Source organism: Bacillus sp. ISO11 (assembly GCF_003458115.1).
Taxonomy (GTDB): domain Bacteria; phylum Bacillota; class Bacilli; order Bacillales; family Bacillaceae_G; genus Bacillus_A; species Bacillus_A cereus.
Genome location: NZ_QXCO01000040.1, coordinates 1 through 21,296 on the forward strand (window position 1 = coordinate 1; position 21,296 = coordinate 21,296).

The following is a 21,296-nucleotide window of genomic DNA, read 5'->3' on the forward strand; positions in this document are numbered from 1 at the left end:
ACTCACCACTTAACGTCCTAACGGACTGTTTGAAGTGGGAGATTCCTGCGAACACCGATGTATCCACCAGTTATCTTAGCAGGCTCTACCCGCAGTCCCTACGGTGAGAACATAAGTATCTTGTACGCTGACTCACCACAATACCTACTTTAGCTTGGTTTTCGCAATTTTGAGAAGCGTGGGGTGATAGAACGTTGAAGATTTTACGGTTGCAACGTTTTTCTGCAACCAACCTCATATCTTCAGTTTTCGAAGAGCAATCTGTACAAGTAAATGATAGCAAATATGTTGGCTTATGCCAATCGACATTCATCTCCCACCTAAAATTGGTGTTTCACACCTTCACATTTTTGAGGAAGGAGTCTTCTGTCGGAAAACGATAAAGTTGTATTCACCTAGGAAAATTAATATGCTTTGAACTAAGAGGTAAGATATTTGCCAACCTTCTTCATATTTTTTGTAGCTGGAGTTAAATACAAAATATTACAGAAGTGGAGACAACATTGATAATTAGATTTGGCCCACTGGTGCGTTGTAACTAGTCTAATAGTAATCTTTCTCGAAGCTCACTGTATTATCGAAAAGAATTGCGCATGCTAATGCATTCATTGCTTATTCTTTAGTTTATTGATTATAATGATCCTATTTCTAAAATAGAAGGATGATAGGATCAATTACTAGTCATTATAAATTTAATTAAAAAACAATTGTACTAACAGCATGTAGATAATTGTTCCACCTGCTATGGAGAGAAGCATTTGTCTCTTCCATATGTGAAGGATTATTACTACTCCTACTGAAATTAATTCTGGAGCACCATGATTGCCGGATAATAAGTTTAGATCCTTAAAACAGTAAATAACTAAAAGACTTATGACAGCTGAAGGTAGTACCTTACCGAGATACTGGACATATTGCGGAGTAGGTTTATCTGATGGGAACACTAAGAAGGGAAGGAACCTTGTAATCATTGTGCCTAAAACCACTATACCAACTGTTATAACTTGTTGCAGTAAACTCATTGTCACACGGAAACCTCCTCTATGTTCTCTATTGGTTTTTTTAGGATAGTAAGTACTAATAAAATCATAATCATTGCAGGAATTATGAAATTGTTTCCACCAAAAATAATTAGGCTAAATATCGATAATCCCAGTCCTACAAGAGCGCTATAATGCTTTTTCTCCCTCATCCATTGTTCAACAAAAATTACAACGAAAAGTGCTGTCATAACGAAATCTAGTCCTTTTGTATTGAAGTGTACAAGGGAACCAAAAATACCACCAATTGCGGCTCCTATACCCCAATACAAATGATTAAGCAGTGTCACGAAGAACATAAACCAACCCTTATCAACACCTTTTGGAATATCAACAGTAGAATTAATAGAAAAAGATTCATCACATAGTCCAAAAATAAGATAAAACTTTTTCTTACCAGTTCCTTTATACTTATCTAGCATAGAAATACCATAAAATAAATGCCGTGCATTCACCATTAAAGTAAGAAAAAGTGCATGAATTGGATTAAAAGCAACCAGTAATAAATTAGCTGCAATAAATTCCATTGATCCTGCGAATATGATTAAACTCATTAGAATTGGATATATTGCACTGAAACCCAGAGAGTTCATGTAGATTCCATAAGCAATTCCTAAAAATACAAAACCAGCAAAAATAGGTATTGTATAAGGGAAAGCTGCACGGAATGCGATTCTTATTTGATTTCTATTTTTCATATTATTCACATCCTTAATCAAGAGCTTTATTGCATACAAATTTAACACATAAAATCCATACAATGAATAAGAAAATTGTATGGATTACAATTTTCTTTAGAGGAATGTGTTATTCTAACTTTAAAATAATGCTGAGTTTATATCCTTGTAATAATTTTCAAAGTTTATAAATCTTAATTTTAACTTTTAAAATTTATACTATAAAAATTTAATCGTAGAGGTGAAGCATGCCAGTAAATTCATTTGAAAATTACTCTATGTCTTGGAAACCTAATAAGGAACTATTAAAGCGTCCATTTTATTCCTCTATTGCAGCACTACTTGAACATGATATTGTAAATGGTTTTTTAGCTCCAGGAACAAAATTACCTCCACAACGAGAATTAGCAGATTTTTTAGATTTAAACTTTACAACAATTACCCGAGCTTACAAACTATGTGAAGTTAAAGGCCTAATTTACGCAATCACAGGGAGTGGAACTTTTGTAGCTCCTAATGCAACTCGTTCCATTACTATTTCTACAGAGGAAATCAGAAACTGCATTGATCTTGGATTAGTAGCATCATTTGAGCAAACTAATAGTATTGTCGCAGAGACTATTCAAAAGGTCGTAGATAAAAAGTATTTAGAGCAACTATTAAATTACAATGATCCAACTGGTCTTCCGCATCAAAAAACGGCAGGTCTTAATTGGATGAAGTCTTTTGGCATTAATGTGGATCAAGACCATATAGCAATAGTTTCGGGGTCACAAAATGCTTTAGCGATTACATTGACAGCGTTGTTTAAACCTGGAAACCGAATTGCAACTGATGTATACACCTATTCAAATTTTATCGAATTGGCAAAAATGCTACATATTCAATTAGTACCCATTCAAGGGGATGAATTTGGAATGCTCCCAAGTGAACTCGATAAACAATGTAGTCAATTAGATATTCATGGTATTTTTTTAATGCCTTCTTGCTCTAATCCTACTACGATTATGATTGCAAATTTTCGAAAGAAAGAGTTAGCAGCAATCATTCGAAAGCATCAAATAATTTTGATTGAGGATGATATTCATGCATTTTTGACAGCAGGGGTTATTTCTGATTATGAGCAACCAATGTTTAATTTACTTCCAGAACAAAGTGTTTATATTAGTGGAACTTCTAAGTGCATTTGTTCAGGATTAAGGGTTGCTTATATGGTATTCGGAGATGCCTTACGTAAGGATATTTTAAAGGCTATATTTAATGTCAATGTTAAAACATCTTCTTTAGACGTAGAGGTGATAACAGAGCTAGTGTTATCAGGAAAAGCTCATGAAATTGTTAAGCAGAAGAAATTTTTAGCGGAGTCTGCAAACGAAATTTATTCAGGATATTTTTCTTCCAACAAGCCTGTAGGGCATCCTTTTAGTTTTTACCGTTGGCTACCTATTCAAAATCATTATGATGCATTTCAATTAGAAACAGATTTGGAGAGGCACGGCATTCGGGTTTTTCATTCCGAGCGCTTTATTACCGCACAAACCATGCCTAATCAGTATTTACGAGTTGCTCTATCCTCTACAAACTCATTAGAAGAGTTGAAAATAGGTCTAGAAATACTAAAACAATATCTCGGCTAGTTTAAAAAGAATACAGCAGACATTTACTTGAAATAAAGGAAAATGCTATTTAACAGTGAAGTCGTAGTAAAAACTCTTCTATAGGCAAGAAGAGTTTTTTTGTGAGTCTATAGTGTTCTGGGAGGATTAGTATTTTTATCATTAAAAACGATAAATAACTATATATAAATATAATGTATTTGTGTTATTATGATTACGTTAGAAAATAAAGTATATTTTCATTCGTAAAAATAATTAGGAGAAGAAGGGGAAATAGCATGAAAATGAAAAAAATGATTTTAACAGGTGTAGTACTTGCAGCAACAACTTTAACATCTTTATCAAATGTACAGGCAGATACAACATTTAAAGATGTTCCAGCAAATCACTGGTCTACAAAAGCAATTTATGATTTAACAAATCGTAAAGTAGTGCAAGGGTACGGAAATAATATCTTTGGCTTTGGTGACAATGTAACTCGTGGGCAAGTTGCTCGAATGATTTATATGTACCTAAAACCAGCAGATGCAGATGCTAGCTTCAAAAATCCTTTTACTGATATTAAAGGACATTTGTTTGAAAAAGAAATCTTAGCACTTGCTAAAGCAGGACTTGTAAATGGATTTGGTGATGGGAAGTATGGTCCAGATGATATTTTAACTCGTGAACAAATGGCACAAGCACTTACAAATGCTTTTAAATTTAAGGCAACGAAAACAACAAAATTTTCAGATGTTGATAAAAATTCTTGGTCTTACGGTGCAATTAGTGCATTAGAGGAAAATGGGGTTACAATTGGTACTGGAGGTAATATGTATTCTCCAAAAATGTTTGTAACACGTGAAGCGTATAGTCAGTTCTTATATAACTCTATTAATGCAGTTGAAAAAGAAACAAAACCAGAGCCAAAGCCAAAACCAGAGCCAAAGCCAGAGACAAAACCAGGGGTAACGCCAATAGGTATTCCCAATGCGTTAGTGACAGATGATTTTTTCTTTGATAGATATTCAATTGAAATTTCATCTGTAAGAGAGCGATCTATTTCTAAACAAGGTCAAAATCTTGTTACTGAAGTAAATAAGAAATATAATGCGAATTTCAGATATAGATATGTAGCATCAGAAATTGATCTATATACTCCTAATTTGCCAAGAATGATTGACTCTCATGGTTCATTTTCGTTTGTTGGGAAGGATGAAGATAACTTCTATTTCATGTTTGTCGTTGACAAATCAACTGTTGAGTTAGCGAAAAACTGGATGTATATGATAAATCCGAATTTCACTCTTGATAAAGAGATTGATAGATTAGTAAATCCAAATCCAGAATTAAAAAAAGAAATTGATAGTTTTGTAAAAAATGATAAGGATTATATCAATCGTTTTGAAAAAGATAATCATAGCGTAGAATTAAATGTAAGTCCTCTACAGTGGGTAAAACCTGGGGAGTCTGTAGTTACTCTACATCCAGATTACTATGTATTAGGAATTTCTGTACAAGGAAAGTAATATTTAAGTAGTGATTGATTTTCGTACAGTGAAGGATAGACAATATTAGGGCTTATTGATTTTTTGAAACAGACCTACTGTTATTGAAGTGCACCCCAATTGTTAGACACATAATTAACAATTAGAGGTGCATTTTTTTTATTTGCTTTAACTGTATAGATTTTTTAAACAATAGATACTATTTCATTTCTTTTGCTTTAAAGATGGAGCACTCTCTTTTTCTCGTCAGCGTTTGAACCAACAATTAAAACATCTTAATTCCTTTAGCAAGGCTTGTAAAATTCCAAAAGTTCAACAGGAATATTATTTTTGTATGCTATACATGCTTTTGTATCACCACGCTGAATGGTCTTTTGGTCAATTAACAAAAGCGCAGCAAACGTATTTGCTTCTATCTCTAATTTATCAACGGAAAAGAATGTATTCTTACGCAGAAAAGGTGTATTTGCATGAGTATGTAGAACCGCGTGTCCTAATTCATGGGCACAAACAGTTCTCTGCATAGATGGAGATAAATTAGTATTAATAACAATGAAACGATTTCTTTTTTCATATTTATAAAAACCATTTATTTCTTCATGTAAATCCCATGTTAGTACATGTATTTTTAAGTAATCTGCAAGCTCATAGGGGTTTTTCGTGTTGTATTTGGTGCAAAGTTGTTGGACTAGATCTCTAATGACGAATTTCAATGTTTTCCCTCCTAAGCTTGCATCAGTTATCGTCTGGATTACGATATTTCTTAGGCACGTATTTTTTATTGATTACTTTTGTTTGTTTTACAATGTACTCCATCGCATCTAATAATGACTCTACCGCTTCTTGACTCATAGGTTCACCAGAGAACATTAAGCCATCTTCGCCTTGTAGATCTTTCTTTATTTCTTCCATTCTTTTTGCTATATCTTTCTCATCTTTTGGCGTTACTTGTTCGTTTGGTTCGCCTGTAACAGATCGACCAAGTAAATAGTCAGCTGAAACTGAAAAGCAATCAGCTAATTTAGTTAAAACATCATGTGGAGGGAACCTCTCTTCTGATTCGTAGTAACCTATCATTCTTTGGGATACGCCGATTTTTTCTGCCAGTTGTTTTTGAGTTAAATTCTCTTTTTTTCGTAAGGATTTTATTCTAAGTCCTATCACATCGTTCACCTCTCTAATTGAACTAATTGTTCTCTTTGAATTCATTTTAGCACAAAAAGTTCTTTTATGCATTGACAAAGAACAATTAGTTCTTTAATCTGTATTTAGAACTAATTGTTCTTATGGAGGTGTGATAATGGGAAATAAAATGTACGATTCGAAAAAAAACTTATATAAAGAAATTGCTAGCTATTGCGGAGTAACTGAACGCTATATTCGAATGATTGATCAAAAAGAAAGAACGCCATCAATGGAGACAGCTAGGAAGATTGCACAGTTTTTTGATAAGAGTGTAGATGATATTTTTTTAGTAATAAATCGAACTTTAAGTTCTTTTTAACCGCACTTTGGTTTAAAAAGTGTGGAAAGTAGATTTTGTCATGGAGAAGTTAAGAGTTGCAATAAGTAAGTAAAAAAGGTTTGAAAATATGAGAGGTAGATAATATGGGGATTTTCCGAGTAAAAAAAGATAATAATTATTCCGTTATTAATAATACCGGTCTAAAGGATAAGAGGCTTTCTTGGAAGGCGAAAGGAATATTAGCTTACATACTTACACTTCCAGATGATTGGGTGTTTTATAGAGAAGAATTATCGCAACATGCAAAAGACGGTATTAATAGCTTAAGAGCTGGAATGCAGGAATTAAAAGAGTACGGATATATTAGAAGATTTCCTGTTAGAGATGAAAAAAACAAAATTGTTAGATGGGAGACAATTATTTACGAAATTCCAGTGGATGATTATCCACCAGTGGAAAACCCACCTGCTGGAAAACCTGTTGCTGGTAACCTACCGGTGGATAATCACAAGCTACTAAATACTAATATACAAAGTACGAAAGAACTAAATACTAATATACAAAATATAAATCATATTCATGATAATAAACAAAGTTTACTCTCAAAAAAATTAACAAATGAAGATTTTAAAATAAGTCATCAATTTTTGATGAAGAATAGAATTTCATTAAGTGAAATAGCAATTATAGAGCTTGGTGCATTTTGTGAATCATTAGGTAGTGAACTAATTGGGGAAGCAGTAAATAGATCAATTGATGAAAATGTACCAAAGTGGAGATATGTACGTGGGATTCTTAAAAATTGGGAAGCCAAAAAGGTAAAAACACTCAAGGATGTAGCTATGCTAGATGCACAGTTTGATCTTGGTAAGAATAAAAAACAATTTGGGTCAGGGAATACCAATCGAAATGAAATGGTACCAGAATGGTTACATGAAAAAGAAGATATTCCAGAAGAGCAGCCTATAAAAAATAATGAGTTAACTATTGAAGAAGAGCGTGAGAGATTAAAAACTTTATTAAAAAAATATAAATCATAATTAATATTTATAAATTTTATTAAATTGATAATAAAGGTTAGCTTATCTTTGGTGTTGAACTACTCACCACTTAACGTCCTAATGAACTGTTTGAAGTGGGAGATTCCTGCGAACACCGATGTATCCACCAGTTATCTTAGCAGGCTCTACGGTGAGAACATAAGTATCTTGTACGCTGACTCACCACACTACCTACTTTAGCTTGGTTTTCGCAATTTTGAGAAGCGTGGGGCGATAGAACGTTGAAGATTTTACGGTTGCAACGTTTTTCTGCAACCAACCTCATAACTTCAGTTTTCGAAGAGCAATCTGTACAAGTAAATGATAGCAAATATGTTGGCTTATGCCAACCGACATTCATCTCCCACCTAAAATTGGTGTTTCACACCTTCACATTTTTGAGGAAGGAGTCTTCTTTCGGAAAACGATAAAAATAAAAGCAGCATTTAAATAAAGAGAAGTAGGGGGATTATTATATGTTTGACTGGCTCAAAGATTATCAGAAACTAGAAGAAGAAATTGCATATTTAGAATATAACTTAGACAAATCAAAAGCAGAATTAAAGCGCTGGACTAGTGGGGACTTGCAAAATATACGATTAACTGCTGAATCGGAAGGGGCTAAAGTAGAAGATCGGATTGAAGCTATTGAATATGAATTAGGACATAAGATGAATGAAGTATTTGATTTAAAGATTTTAATTAATAAGTTTACAGGATTAGATCATCAAATACTCAAAATGAAGTATATTGATGGAATGACCTTAGAACAAATAGCGTTTGACTTGCATTATAGTACAGGCTATATCCGACGCAAACATGCTGAAATAAGAAAGATTGTCAAGTTTGTAGATGGGTTTTAATGTTACCTTTTTGTAGGATACATGCAGTGTACAGAAAGTATTGAAAAAGTGATTTATAGTAGTAATATAAGATTTCGACGAAAGGGCAACTATTTTTATGGTTGCTCTTTTTGTTGTGAAAGAAGGTGAGCAACATGAAGTAATTTTAAAAAATAATTTTCATTTAAGTGTTAGAGGTACTTAGTAGATTAAGAGTTTTATAGAAAAAATAATAGGAAAATAAGGAGAGATTTAGTAATGAGTATATTAGCTGCTTCAGTTAAAACAAAGAATCTGCCACAACAAGTGTTACGTTGGCAAACAATGGTAGAAAGTGAATGTTCAGCACAAGGTGTGTCTGAATTAGTTCCCTATGTACTTGGGATTATTATGGTGGAGAGTGGAGGAAACTCTGAAACAACACCTGATATTATGCAGTCCAGTGAATCACAAGGTTGGGCGATGAATACAATTAAAAATCCTAAAGATTCAATTTATTATGGAGTAAAGCATCTAAAAGGAGCTTTTGATGATGCAAAGAAAAATGGCATTACAGATTTAAGTGCCATTGTTCAATCATATAATTTTGGACGAGCTTACCTTCGCTGGTTAGCTTCTAACAATAAACAACATTCATTACCAGTGGCAGATCAGTATTCTAAAACGGTTGTTGCGCCATCACTTGGTAATAAAACTGGTGCTATGGTCAAGTATAGTCAGCCTATTGCCATTGCATACAATGGTGGCTACCGATATAAAAATGGAGGGAATTTCTTCTACTCTGAAATTGTTAAGCAATATGTAGATTTTGATGAAGCTGGTAATAACAATAAACCAATACAACCGGTGGGCTTGGGTATTGCTGTAAATAAATATCCGAATAACGGGGGGATTAATCTATATAGCCAACCACAAGGAGGATATTTTACGAGGGTAATTTATGATAAAACACCTTACCTTATTATAGATGCAGCGTGGTATGAAAATCCTATGATTTGTCTAGGAAACGAGGCATGGGCTGCTCTGGAACATTTCGATGTGCAATGGTTTAGTGCTTATTCAAAATATCCACCAGGCGGTGGTATTAACACATATGATGGTCCTAACGGAAATTATACAGGTTTTGTAGATGGATCTGCTCCATATAGAGTTTTTGGACGATTAAATGGTTATATAGATATTGGAAATAATACATGGGTAAAAGAAGAACATTTTAATGTTAAATAATGAAGGATAGCTTTTCGTTCTGTTCATCTTAAAATTTGAACAACTAAAATATATCCAAAAAATAATAAATATAGACAGTGAACGAAGGTGCTCATTTAAGTACCTTTTTTAAATGGTGTAAAAATAGAAAGGGAGACTAATATGACAAAATTTATTTATCCTACAGATACAACGAGAGTAACAAGTGGTTTTAGAGGCAGCAGACCAGATCACCATGGGATAGACCTTGCTGAAGCAGGTTATCACCCTATTTATGCAGCGGCTAGCGGTCAAGTTAGTCGTTCTTATTTTTCATCTAGTTATGGTGAATGTATTATGATTGTGCATACAATTGATGGAGTTACATGGGAAACTGTATACGCTCATATGCGTAGTGGTTCTCGAACAGTAAACGAAGGTGATTATGTTTCACAAGGACAAACTATTGGAGTTATGGGAAACACGGGGGATTCTAGTGGCCAACACTTACATTTTGAATTGCATAAAGGACGTTGGAATGCGAGTAAAAGTAATGCTGTGAATCCGTTAGATCACTTGGGTAAAGATGGTGGTGGTAACAATACTGATAAACCAATTCAACCAGTAGGTCTGGGGATTGCTGTAAATAAATATCCGAATAATGGAGGGATTAATCTATATAGCCAACCGCAAGGAGGATATTTTACGAGGGTAATTTATGATAAAACACCGTACCTTATTATAGATGCAGCGTGGTATGAAAATCCTATGATTTGTCTAGGAAACGAGGCATGGGCTGCTCTGGAACATTTCGATGTGCAATGGTTTAGTGCTTATTCAAAATATCCCCCAGGCGGTGGTATTAACACATATGATGGTCCTAACGGAAATTATACAGGTTTTGTAGATGGATCTGTTCCATATAGAGTTTTTGGACGACTAAATGGTTATATTGATATTGGAAATAATGCATGGGTAAAAGAAGAACACTTTAATGTGAGATAGTATTTTGAAATCTATAAATATCAAATTAAATGGAAGAAGCAGTGTGATACTTTTCTATGAATTCGTTTAAAACGATGGTGTAGGAGTGTAGAGAGGAATTAAAGGAAGAGCAACTGATAAACAGTTGCTCTTTTTCTTTTTTAGCAGGTGAAGACAAGGAATTTATTAGAGAAAATGCTGGCCGTATGGAGATTAGGTTACTAGATGTACTAAATAATGCAGTGAGAATTTTAAGTAATAAAAACGAGAGAATAAAAAGGAGATGTTCAGTAATGGAGATTAGAAAAAAATTAGTGGATTCAAGTAAATATGCTATAAAATGTCCTAATGCAATGAAGCCAGAATTCATCACAGTACATAATACGTACAATGATGCATCAGCTGAAAATGAAATTTCTTATATGATTGGAAATAATAATGCAGTTTCGTTCCATGTTGCAGTAGATGACAAAGAAGCAGTACAAGGTATTCCGTTTGATCGTAATGCTTGGCATGCTGGTGATGGTAACGGAAATGGTAATCGTAAATCCATCGGAGTGGAAATTTGCTATTCTTTAAGTGGTGGGGATAGATATTATAAGGCGGAAGATAATGCAGCAATTGTTATAGCTCAGTTAATGAAACAATTCAACATTCCAATTAGTAATGTACGTACACATAAATCGTGGAGTGGGAAACATTGTCCACACCGTATGCTTGACGAGGGAAGATTGGATCAATTCATTGAGAAGGTAAATAAAGCATTTAACAACAATAATAATAAACCAATACAGCCAGTAGGTCTGGGGATTGCTGTAAATAAATATCCGAATAATGGAGGGATTAATCTATATAGCCAACCGCAAGGAGGATATTTTACGAGGGTAATTTATGATAAAACACCGTATCTTATTATAGATGCAGCGTGGTATGAAAATCCTATGATTTGTCTAGGAAACGAGGCATGGGCTGCTCTGGAACATTTTGATGTGCAATGGTTTAGTGCTTATTCAAAATATCCCCCAGGCGGTGGTATTAACACATATGATGGTCCTAACGGTAATTATACAGGTTTTGTAGACGGGTCTGTTCCATATAGAATTTTGGCACGAAAAGATGGTTATTTGGTGATTGGAAATAATGCATGGGTAAAAGAAGAACATTTTGATGTGAGATAAGGTTAAAGAATTAGAGTCACTCGTATGAGTGGCTAATTAATTTTTGGATTGGAGTATGATTGGAAATAGAAAATGTCAGTAGTGTTCTATACTAAGTTGTTTTTATGTATCGATTCAAGAATAAAAGGAGTAGTTTAGTGCGTAATTTGTTTATGTTGAATTAAATAAGAAGTGGGAAAGAGGTGGCAAAATGGATAGTTTACAAGAGGTGAAAGGTGATATTCAGGAAATAAGGCAAGATATTAAGGATATACGATTAGAGATTAGAAGTTTAGAAATGCGGACGACAGGTAATGAAAAGGACATTATTAATATTAATAAGCAATTAGACAAAATCAGTGCTAATACAACTTGGATCCTACGCCTTATTATTGGTGGACTAATTGGAGCTGCTCTTACCTTCTTTTTGAAAGGAGGAGGTATGTAATGATTGAAATTACAGCAATGATTGGGGTTGTTGTAGGAATTTCACAAATTGCAAAAACAACTGGACTGCAAACAAAATATATTCCGTTATTTAATTTAACACTTGGCATTACGCTAGGTGTTTTATTTTTGTCTCAAGATATTAAAATGAATTTATTTCAAGGAATGATTATCGGATTGTCAGCTAGTGGATTATTTGACCATACAAAAATTATAAAAAGGGATGCCGATAGAAAATGAAAAAGAAATATAAGCATATTTTATCCATAGTTGTTGCTATTATTTTAGTAGTATCAATTGAAACAAATGTATTTGCTGATAGAATTCTATTTATTCCTGATTTACCAAAACAACCATACCGTTATGGTGTTGGAGCTTATGAAGGTGTTGTGGCACATTCTACAGCTACCCCAGAGGCACCAGCAATTAATATTCAAAAATATGAGTCTCGTACATGGCGTTCAGCGTTTGTTCACTACGCAGTGGATTGGAATGAAAAGATTCAAATTGCATCTACAAAACATCAGGCATGGGGGGCAGGTCCAGCAGCAAATGCTAGATTTGTTCATGTTGAATTGTGTGAGACAAGTGATCCATTGAAATTTAAACGTTCATATGAAAAATATATAGAATTAATTGGGGAAATCTTGCGAGAACGAAATATTCATCCCTCTAAAGGATTATGGACACATAGGGATATTACGTATAAATTAGGTGGGACAGACCATGAAGATCCACTAGATTATCTTCGTAGTCATGGCGTATCTGAGGCTAAGTTCCGAGCAGACGTGTTAAAGGCTTATAACGGGAGCACGGTTACAGTGGATACCAAACTACAAAAAACAAATGAAATATCTGGTACAGTAGAGTCGAATGGTATTGCATATATTGAAGGATACAATGTAAATCTCCGCTTTGGACCATCAACAGGAAATAGTATTATTCGTAAGCTACAAAAAGGTGAGGCTTATAAAGTATGGGGTAAATTAGGAAACTGGTTAAATCTTGGTGGTAATCAATGGATTTATTATGATTCTTCATATATTTGTTACCAAGGTAATGAGCCTGCTACAGTAATTGGTAAAAGAGTTATTTCAAAAGTAAATAATTTACGTTTCTATGATTCTCCATCTTGGCAGGATAAAGATGATGCCGGTACTGTAGATATGGGTTTAGGATTCATTATTGATACAAAGGTAATTGTAAATAATTCACCACAATATAGAGTGCACAATAGTAAAGGTAAAACATATTATATAACAGCAAACGAAGCCTATGTGTATGTGAAGTGAAAGTGAGGATCTGCTCTACTATGGGGCGATCCTCTTTTTTTTATTTATGATGTATAAATTAGGTTTAATGGTGAAAAGAGGAGGCTATGAATGATATTCATTTGGAAAAATATTCTTGATAGAAACATATTATAGTGTTATATTTAAATTTAATGATGTAAAGTTGGAAATGGATTTGTATATGATATAGATTTACTTAAAGATGTCAATTTTGAGAAAACAGAAGGTAAGGTATTATGTAAAGAGACATAGTTTTTATAGGGTCTTTAATCCTGTATTATAATTTAGGAGAAATATATTAAGTAAGGAGTTTTTTTATGCCGAAATGGGCTAAGTGGATTGCCATGTTTGTTATTTTTCTCTGTAGTATTTTAATTATCGACGCTCTTGTTGGTAGCAAAAAAGGTATAAAAGTCATTACAGCAGCAGTTGAGGAATTAACCGCAGATAAAAAAAATATAGGAAATCAAAAAGAAGTAAAGCAAAGAGCCGAAACAAGTGATTATAAACATTTAGACAAGCAGCATTATGCATGGGTAATGGATGATTATTTAAAGGACCTATCTGATGTGGCGACCCGATTTAGCATGTTAGAGGCTGATGCAGAAATTAAGGGTACTATAAACAAATCATGGGTTTCAGATGTAGGCGATGTTTTCTATAAAATGTCTTATCTCATCTCAAGTGTACGATATGTAGAACCCCCAACAGAATTAAAGGGTCTACATTCATCTATTTTAAAGGCGATGGATAACTTGCAATTTGTTATAGACAACTATGGAGATGCTGCGAGCCAAACAGATTTAGAGAAACTAGGTAAATGTTTAAAATCATTAAGAATTGCTAGGGATACAATAGACGAGGCGCGTAGTGAATTATCTACTTATGAATAATTATCATAAAAACCAATTAGTATTACATAACATCCTCAAAAGTATATATGAAGTTTAGCGTTTTCTTTGCGGTTAAGGAAACAGTAATCTCAAAGGTTTCAATTCTAATGCTTGGTACATGAAAGAGTATAACAAGCAAGGAAAGATCAAAGCTGTTGAGTTCATGGACAAGACTGGCATGAAGAAAGCGACATTTTACAAGAAAATGAGGCAATACGAGGAAATTAAATCATTATAATTATATAAAAGGATATTATACTTTTAGTATTTGACAATGCAACCACAGTCATTAGAGAGGATATAGTAGTCTGTGTAGGAACTAAACCAAAACTTACGTTAAGTATTAGCGGACATAAAAGACCGATTTTGAATGTTATGATGTCCGTTAATGCTTATAGCGTGATTTGGTTCTATTGCTATACAAAGGCCATCATCACCATACTGAATAAAGTGAATAAAATATAGCTTTGATTTATAAGTCGGAGGAGGGCACCTTAGGGTGTCTTTTCTTTTATCCATTACACCATTGTTTACACATTGATTTTTTATGTTCATTTGATATAATTATTACTACAGTAGTATTACAGTAATACCTTGGGTATATAATAAAAGAAGAGATGCTCTATACATCTCTTCTGGTAACTGTTGCCGTAAGGCGGGTAGTTACTAAATAAAGTTATTTTCTTTTTCTAGAACTTCCCTTTTGCTTCCGACGGCGTAGGGAGGTTCTTTTACGTTTTTTGCTAATATTACTCACTAGTTTGTTTCCATAACCAGTAACAAGAATTGTCAAAAATACTTTCAACAAATCCTGTAGCAAAGACAGTAAATATTCCATCATAGGAGTCACCTCCTTTCCCTCTACATAAAAAAGAGAAAGGACAGCAACTAACCACCCTACGTCATACAGTTAAATCTATTCTATCATACTAATACAACCTCACCAATCTAAACAAGACCACCATTACTGATAGTTTTTTTAGGTAGATTTAGAACAATTAATTACAACATTTTTATATTGTGATTAATATATGAAAATTTCGCCTCATGAACTTTATTATACCCTACTACAGGGTATATTTTTTTGTACCAAGCTTTGTTAATGCATTTCGCTTTCGTAGGTGTTGAAGGTTTAGAACTATCCTTTAGTATAGTCATATCATTAGAACATCCTGCGATATTTAGACAGAATATAGCTAATAAACACGATAGTAATAATTTAGTCATATAATCACTTCTAATTCTTTAATAGTTAATATTTTTTCATGAAATAAGTTTCTTACTAATTTTACATTATATTAAAGCTCAGAAAATATTCTTATACTCATAAGTTATTACATTTGAGCTAGTGAGATTTTGTTAATAATAAAAGTGATTCTAGTCGGAGCAAGGCATTTAATTGCTGATAAAGGTAAAACTGCTAGTTATCTAATTCTCTCAGTCATTATGTATTTGATCTATTTAACCCATGAACTAATAGCAGAAAACGAACTGAAAGGTACATAAATAGGGAAATATGGAAATAGATCTTTTGGTTATTTATTGTATTATAGTTTTTCTACAAAAAAAGGTATGTGCAGAGACTAGAGTATTAAAATTACAATGGAGGGCCAATTCATATGGAAAATATGTTCAAACCTTTACCTGAACATGGACATGTTTATACTTTCAAATTCAAGAAGTCTAAACTTAGTTTTAGTCATTGGTTTAATATGAATTATATGTATAATAATATAAAATGTTAGCAGGTAATAAATGGATTTTCTACAATCAGTATCAAACGTCAAATTCTTGTAGTAGATTTAACGTCTCATGCTCATCAAGTTAACAAAATAAAATCCTACCTAAAATGAAATAATGCATATGTAGGTACAGTTTGATTTAATTTAACTGTAATAAATATTATAATAAATATAAAATATAACACTATGAGATAAAGAATATAAAATGTGTATACGTTTGTAATAGCTAGTAGTGACAAATTCATATCAAATTTATCAAAAAGAAAGAGGAAAATGAGCGATGAAAATCAGTTCAAGCATCAATAACAGGCTTTATCCTTTAAATACTAGAGTTTTAAAGGGAACAGGTCCAAGTACTACAGCTTCACATTTGGTGAACAATAATCAAAAATACATTCCTGAAAATAAGACTGGGAATAATCAACTTTCTGAAAAAAAAATAGAACAATATATTAATAACAAATATAATGCAATTAACTCACAAGGTCTCTCTATATTTGAATTTCTTAAAATGTTATTGGATAAAGGTGTACCTATGTCGATAATAACAGAAATATTAGTGGGATTTGTAGAGGGGCACAATAAGAAGATTGAAGAATCGGAGAAAGAAGTAGAAAAAGGATTAGAGAAAGAATTAGTAAAAGAATTAGATAGAGGATTAGAAGAAGGAATAGTGAATGCTCAAAAACAATAATAATTTTTAGTGAAGAGTAGTTCTATGAAAACATAGAAAATAAATTTTATGATCTTGTTTCCGGTGTATAACTTTTCTTGATATATAAGTTATAAAAATTTTAATTTCTATGCATCTATTTTGTGATTTAATAAAAATACAAATGAGACGCCGCTGTTTAGCAGCATCTCATTTAGCTATATTATTTTCTCTAAATTAACTCATTATTAGCTAGCAGAATGAATTCTTTTAATAATACAACGCCTTCTTCCACTTTAACTTCTATTTTCCAGTACTTAAATTAGATAGTCTTCTTTTATGAGAATCTACTCCTAAATTTTTAATTTCCATCAATTTAATATTTTTGTAGTATCTCCAAAACAAAAGTACTGACTAAAATCCTTATAAGAAGATAAAAAGCTTTTTAATTCTTGACTAATATCTTTTAGGTCCCGTATATAGTATATGCGGCTAAATTAATTTTCTCATTAGAATGATATAGCTGTACATCTACATAACTGAATCTCTCACAGTAATTATTATGTATCAAATTAGATATAAATGGTTTTATTTTCAATGCATTTTCTACATTCATAATAAATTTCTCCCAAAACAGTCCCAATATAATTTTTACGGGTAACTTTTTATCATATATTTTCTTTATGTTTTTAAATTTAGATGCAATGTCAACTAACTTATCATTACTGAATAGAGATACTTCTATAATTTCATTAGAAGGAATATTTAATGTTTCAATGATTTGATCAGCCCACTCAATTCCATCAATTTTTGAAAATAAAGCAATTTGTAATCCTATCTTAAAAACCTCAGCCATTACTTTTATTTAACTATATATAATTCCTTAGATTTTTGATAAGTATCCATATAGAATGTTTGAAGAGACATTAAGACTGATATTTTTAGTCATAACATTTCAATTAATATAAAAAGAATTTATCTTTTATATTTCATTTGTATTTTTTTAAAGTGCCTTCATAATTAGCAACGATAGAATACAGAGTACTATTTTGAGAAACTAGATAGAGTATTCCTTGATAAGTGCCATCATCATATGAAAAAGATTTAGGTATTTTTATTACATTTGGACCGAAGGGGGAGTTCGGGAATATTTTAACACAGTTTTTTACGTATTCATTTGCTTCTACATTCTGCGTGACATTTTTACAGTTTCCGAAGTATTGATCATGTTCATCAGCATGTGATGAGATTCCTCCTATAACTAATCCACCTAATGTTAATGCACTTACCACAAATTTTTTTAACATATAAATATAATCCTCCTTTTTTAAATTGAATATCACATTTTATTCTACATTTTTATCTCTTTTGTTAATTTATAGTTCATTACGATACCCTGTGGGTAATAAACCATAAATTCAATTATTTTGCGTTTAACTATAGAAAGAAAGCAAAAACTCTCGTATCATAATTGTTGGCGAGACAAATCACAAGAGGAGTTTTCGCTATGTCGCATCTACTAGGGGTCACCATATCAAAAAAGAAAATTGTACGTTTAGATACAAAATAAATACAATTTAACCGATACCCTGTATGTTAAGAAACAGGGTAGCAATCCCCAAAACATATTTAATAGTATCTTTTTTAGAATCGCTCAAGTAATATTTTATTAGAGTCGAATTTCTTAGTTTTACAAATACAATTTATATTTGGAAGCCATTCTTTTTCATGGGTAATTTCCAATGTTAAATAGTTAATTGATAATTTTTTCCCACTAGATGCCAAAGGGTGTTTTAAAGAATAATTAATAATTTCAGTGCAAATAAGATTGGCTATTAAACTAATGTATGGACCTATGGCAGTAGTAATTGTTTTAGATTCTAACTCTAATAATTTATCTTTTTTCAAGGAATTGTTTTCTAATAAATCGTGATAAAAACATTCTAAACAAGGTGTCTGATTAGGAATGCTAGTTAAAATTTGACCTGTCACACACCCTAATCCACCTGTTATAAGAGGAATATTCCTTATCTGTGAAAATAAATTAGACCATAATTGAATATATATAGGGGGGGAATCTGCTGCACAAACTAAGATATCAATGTCCTCAGGGAATATCTCTAATAAATCTTCTACACTATTTATGCGTTTTGTGAAACCTGTTATAGAAATCTCATCATTGAAATCTTTGATATTATTTATAGCTGATTTCACTTTATATTCACCTATATCAGATAATTTATATAAAAATTGCCTATTCAAATTTTTATATTCAATTTTATCAGGATCTACTACATAAATAGTATTTACGCCTAACCCTGCCAATTGTAACAATAAATTACTTCCCAGTCCCCCAAGACCAATAATCCCAATTTTTAATTCTTGTAATTCTTTTAAAATGTTCCCTGCTGAATTATCCATAGAAGAAAAGTTTGAAAAGAAATGAAGATTTGTTAAATGTCGATTATTATCTATAATAGGATTAGGTAAGCACTGTTCTATATGACCGTAATTATTTAATTCTTTGATAGTATCCCATACATCTTGTTTGGTTAATGAAGGGAATTTAGAGTGTAATATTTTAAAAATTTCTGTCACGCTCTTATTTCCATCTAATAAATTAAGAAGTTCTTTAAGAAAACCATCGCTATCTTTCAATACACTCATAAAATTTCGATCTTTACCAATAATAATTTCTGTATCACTTATATAAGTGACAGGATGTATATCTTTTATTTTATAAAACATGATAAAAACCACCTCAATATATAAGATTTAAAAAAGGTGCTTTAAGAATTAAATTCTAAGACACCTTTTTTAAATCTTATGTTCCTCCAGTAGTACCTCCAAAAATCCAATCCCAAATACCTGATCTTTGATCAATTCTTTCAATATCGATTTTATTCATGTGAACTATTCACCTGCCTTCATGTAAATAATACCATTTTTTACTTTATCTTTCAATAAAGAATTTTCTATATATTTTTATAATTTAAAAATATATAGATTGAATATAAGGATTCAATCATTAGAAGATAAGTTGACGAAAGCACAGCGTATTCTTTTTAGAAGAATGAAAGGATCTTCTTGCTGGAATAAATAACGAGTAAAGGTAGCTAGAATTCATGAATACATATCAAATGCTAGAAAAGATTACTTGGACAAAATTTCAACTGAAATCATCAAAAACCACGATGTTATCGGTATAGAGGATTTGCAAGTATCGAATATGTTAAAGAATCATAAGTTAACAAAAGCAATTAGTGATGTATCTTGGTCGTAATTTCGATCCATGTTAGAATACAAAGCAAAATGGTATGGCAAACAAGTCATTGTCGTATCGAAAACATTTGCTTCCAGCCAATTATGTTCTTGTTGTGGATATCAAAATAAAGACGTTAAAAATCTAAACCTACGTGAATGGGACTGTCCTTCTTGTCGTACACACCATGATAGGGATATTAACGCAAGTATCAATCTAAAGAATGAAGCGATAAGGCTTCTAACCGCAAGGACTGCGGGGTTAGCCTAATCAATTAGAGTTCGATAGAACTCTTTACTTAGGAATCCCTCACTTCTAAACGAAGTGAAAGTGGGGGTAGTTCAATAGGAAATGTCATATGTTTACTAAAAAAGTTGAAAGTATAAAATAAATTTGAAGTAAACTAGAGAATTTTGATATGCGCTTTAAGCAATTAATGAAAAATGCCTCCTGTATTTATACAGGAGGCATTTTTTTGTTTTTCTTCAATTCAAATATCTCTTATTTTAAAAACCGTATAAATTAGGTAATTAAAACTTTAATATACTAAAGAGAAAAAATCCCAAAAAAAAACTAAAATTTATATATTTTCCAAATTAAATATGTAATTAAATGTAAAAGTATAATATAATTATTACTAGTTTCTTACAAAACAATTCACAATCTTTGAAAGGAGGAATGTTGTATAAGTAAATATTTAATCTTGTTAACAATATAGCTTTTATCTTTAGGACACTCTCTACCATCCGTTTTCTGATTATTTAAAATTTTTAATCAACCACCATAGAGCACCAATCATAACTATAATTTCAAATACAATCAATGCTGTATTAGCTTTCTTTTTTTTGAACTCTTTTAGTAAATTGAGTAAAGCGACTATAAATAAAATTATAAAAAATAAAACCAAAAGTATATTCATTAAGAAACCTCCTGAAATTTCAATATTTTAACTTTATTATACATTAAATTAATACATATAATACCTAAAATTTATCTATATAATTATATAGATAAAAAGGGATTTAAGGTTATTGTAAGGTAAATGAAAGTTACCTGAAAGAATCTCAGTTTAATATAAAATTATGAATTATCACAGGAGGGATGAAATAATGTTAAAGAAACTGGGAATAGGTTTAGTAACTTCCATAATTTTGTTGAGTACAAATGGTATTGCTGATGCATCTACTAACAGCGTACATGTAAAAAATGAAATGATATCTAAGAGCACAAAAAAGTGCAGTGACTGTTGGCGTGTTGGTCAATCTAGAACAGAAGATGGAGTTGCAGCAAAGCATACAACAATAGATGGAGAAAAAGTTGTCAAATATACAGTACAGGGCAATGGAAAGGTTAGAATGGATGTCATTGGTAAAGGATTTGCTGAAATTAAAGTAACTAGGGAGAATGGGAAAAGTGTATATTATCAGTTTGAGGTAATTTAATTAGTAATCAAATATAGGTTTTCATTTTAGAACGTTGCCTTCCTATAATTAGGAAGGCCTTTATTATTACATA

21 protein-coding genes and 3 pseudogenes are annotated in these 21,296 nt (G+C 31.9%); 15 read left to right on the forward strand and 9 right to left on the reverse strand.

The annotated features are described in order from the left end of the window. Positions 1-692 precede the first annotated feature (692 nt). Together D1166_RS27155 and azlC are read right to left on the reverse strand one after the other, a co-directional pair. Entirely contained in the window at positions 693-1,028 is a 336-nt protein-coding gene (locus D1166_RS27155) for a branched-chain amino acid transporter permease (protein WP_000178819.1), read from the reverse strand. Continuing rightward, complete coding sequence (gene azlC, locus D1166_RS27160; RefSeq protein ID WP_000797393.1) at positions 1,025-1,738, reverse strand: azaleucine resistance protein AzlC; 714 nt, start codon at positions 1,736-1,738, stop codon at positions 1,025-1,027. The genes D1166_RS27155 and azlC overlap by 4 nt, the downstream gene beginning before the upstream one ends. A gap of 227 nt (positions 1,739-1,965) precedes the next feature. Between azlC and D1166_RS27165 the strand changes: the two genes are divergently transcribed. Then, positions 1,966-3,354 carry an aminotransferase-like domain-containing protein gene (locus tag D1166_RS27165; RefSeq protein WP_001145016.1) on the forward strand — a complete coding sequence of 463 codons (1,389 nt, stop codon included), beginning with the start codon at positions 1,966-1,968 and terminating at the stop codon, positions 3,352-3,354. A gap of 257 nt (positions 3,355-3,611) precedes the next feature. Further along, positions 3,612-4,841 carry an S-layer homology domain-containing protein gene (locus D1166_RS27170; protein WP_098209404.1) on the forward strand — a complete coding sequence of 410 codons (1,230 nt, stop codon included), beginning with the start codon at positions 3,612-3,614 and terminating at the stop codon, positions 4,839-4,841. A gap of 263 nt (positions 4,842-5,104) precedes the next feature. Here the strand turns inward: D1166_RS27170 and D1166_RS27175 are convergent, their stop codons facing one another. Both D1166_RS27175 and D1166_RS27180 read right to left on the reverse strand, forming a co-directional pair. Beyond that, positions 5,105-5,533 carry an ImmA/IrrE family metallo-endopeptidase gene (locus D1166_RS27175; RefSeq protein WP_000673778.1) on the reverse strand — a complete coding sequence of 143 codons (429 nt, stop codon included), beginning with the start codon at positions 5,531-5,533 and terminating at the stop codon, positions 5,105-5,107. A gap of 22 nt (positions 5,534-5,555) precedes the next feature. Further along, complete coding sequence (locus D1166_RS27180) at positions 5,556-5,984, reverse strand: helix-turn-helix domain-containing protein (RefSeq protein ID WP_000579788.1); 429 nt, start codon at positions 5,982-5,984, stop codon at positions 5,556-5,558. Positions 5,985-6,120: 136 nt separating this feature from the next. Between D1166_RS27180 and D1166_RS27185 the strand changes: the two are divergent. The 10 genes and pseudogenes from D1166_RS27185 to D1166_RS27235 all read left to right on the forward strand — a co-directional run bounded on the left by D1166_RS27185 (position 6,121) and on the right by D1166_RS27235 (position 14,125). After that, a pseudogene (locus tag D1166_RS27185) lies at positions 6,121-6,356 on the forward strand (helix-turn-helix transcriptional regulator). Between the two features lie 72 nt (positions 6,357-6,428). Further along, positions 6,429-7,325: a DnaD domain protein gene (locus D1166_RS27190; RefSeq protein WP_000510881.1), complete on the forward strand. Its 897-nt coding sequence runs from the start codon at positions 6,429-6,431 to the stop codon at positions 7,323-7,325. A gap of 476 nt (positions 7,326-7,801) precedes the next feature. Continuing rightward, positions 7,802-8,188, forward strand: a complete 387-nt coding sequence (locus D1166_RS27200) for a hypothetical protein (RefSeq protein ID WP_000460733.1) — start codon at positions 7,802-7,804, stop codon at positions 8,186-8,188. Positions 8,189-8,425: 237 nt separating this feature from the next. Further along, positions 8,426-9,394, forward strand: coding sequence for a lysozyme family protein (locus D1166_RS27205; RefSeq protein ID WP_118043497.1), 969 nt, complete (start codon positions 8,426-8,428; stop codon positions 9,392-9,394). Between the two features lie 141 nt (positions 9,395-9,535). Beyond that, positions 9,536-10,357: a M23 family metallopeptidase gene (locus D1166_RS27210; RefSeq protein ID WP_000159988.1), complete on the forward strand. Its 822-nt coding sequence runs from the start codon at positions 9,536-9,538 to the stop codon at positions 10,355-10,357. 272 nt (positions 10,358-10,629) lie between these two features. Further along, complete coding sequence (locus tag D1166_RS27215; RefSeq protein ID WP_098209403.1) at positions 10,630-11,514, forward strand: peptidoglycan recognition protein family protein; 885 nt, start codon at positions 10,630-10,632, stop codon at positions 11,512-11,514. 190 nt (positions 11,515-11,704) lie between these two features. Next, complete coding sequence (locus D1166_RS27220) at positions 11,705-11,941, forward strand: hemolysin XhlA family protein (protein ID WP_000377824.1); 237 nt, start codon at positions 11,705-11,707, stop codon at positions 11,939-11,941. Beyond that, entirely contained in the window at positions 11,941-12,180 is a 240-nt protein-coding gene (locus D1166_RS27225; protein WP_000570185.1) for a hypothetical protein, read from the forward strand. Before D1166_RS27220 ends, D1166_RS27225 begins: the two co-directional genes overlap by 1 nt. Beyond that, a complete protein-coding gene (locus D1166_RS27230; RefSeq protein ID WP_118043498.1) occupies positions 12,177-13,232 on the forward strand; it encodes an N-acetylmuramoyl-L-alanine amidase in 1,056 nt (351 codons plus the stop codon). The genes D1166_RS27225 and D1166_RS27230 overlap by 4 nt, the downstream gene beginning before the upstream one ends. Positions 13,233-13,549: 317 nt before the next feature. Further along, complete coding sequence (locus tag D1166_RS27235) at positions 13,550-14,125, forward strand: hypothetical protein (RefSeq protein WP_098209400.1); 576 nt, start codon at positions 13,550-13,552, stop codon at positions 14,123-14,125. Between the two features lie 676 nt (positions 14,126-14,801). On the opposite strand, the gene D1166_RS31420 is transcribed toward D1166_RS27235, so the two are convergent. Next, the gene (locus D1166_RS31420; RefSeq protein ID WP_165375055.1) at positions 14,802-14,966 is read right to left on the reverse strand and encodes a hypothetical protein; all 165 of its coding nucleotides are present in this window, start codon (positions 14,964-14,966) and stop codon (positions 14,802-14,804) included. Positions 14,967-16,147: 1,181 nt separating this feature from the next. Here D1166_RS31420 and D1166_RS27250 point away from each other — a divergent pair. Continuing rightward, positions 16,148-16,561 (forward strand): hypothetical protein, encoded by a 414-nt coding sequence (locus D1166_RS27250; RefSeq protein ID WP_098209397.1) that lies wholly within the window; start codon positions 16,148-16,150, stop codon positions 16,559-16,561. Between the two features lie 329 nt (positions 16,562-16,890). Here the strand turns inward: D1166_RS27250 and D1166_RS27255 are convergent. From D1166_RS27255 to D1166_RS27265, 3 genes and pseudogenes are all read right to left on the reverse strand, one after another. Next, positions 16,891-17,375 (reverse strand): annotated as a pseudogene (locus tag D1166_RS27255) (hypothetical protein). Positions 17,376-17,508: 133 nt separating this feature from the next. After that, on the reverse strand, positions 17,509-17,826 hold the full coding sequence (locus D1166_RS27260) for a hypothetical protein (protein WP_098209396.1): 318 nt from the start codon (positions 17,824-17,826) through the stop codon (positions 17,509-17,511). 337 nt (positions 17,827-18,163) lie between these two features. Next, complete coding sequence (locus D1166_RS27265; RefSeq protein WP_097862057.1) at positions 18,164-19,267, reverse strand: ThiF family adenylyltransferase; 1,104 nt, start codon at positions 19,265-19,267, stop codon at positions 18,164-18,166. A 274-nt stretch (positions 19,268-19,541) separates the two neighbouring features. On the opposite strand from D1166_RS27265, the pseudogene D1166_RS27270 reads away from it, so the two are divergent. Further along, positions 19,542-20,051 (forward strand): annotated as a pseudogene (locus D1166_RS27270) (RNA-guided endonuclease TnpB family protein); the annotation flags it as partial. Positions 20,052-20,538: 487 nt separating this feature from the next. On the opposite strand, the gene D1166_RS31425 reads toward D1166_RS27270, so the two are convergent. Next, positions 20,539-20,700, reverse strand: coding sequence for a hypothetical protein (locus tag D1166_RS31425; protein WP_165851680.1), 162 nt, complete (start codon positions 20,698-20,700; stop codon positions 20,539-20,541). 190 nt (positions 20,701-20,890) lie between these two features. Between D1166_RS31425 and D1166_RS27275 the strand changes: the two genes are divergently transcribed. Then, positions 20,891-21,223, forward strand: coding sequence for a hypothetical protein (locus D1166_RS27275; protein WP_000914230.1), 333 nt, complete (start codon positions 20,891-20,893; stop codon positions 21,221-21,223). Positions 21,224-21,296 lie beyond the last annotated feature (73 nt).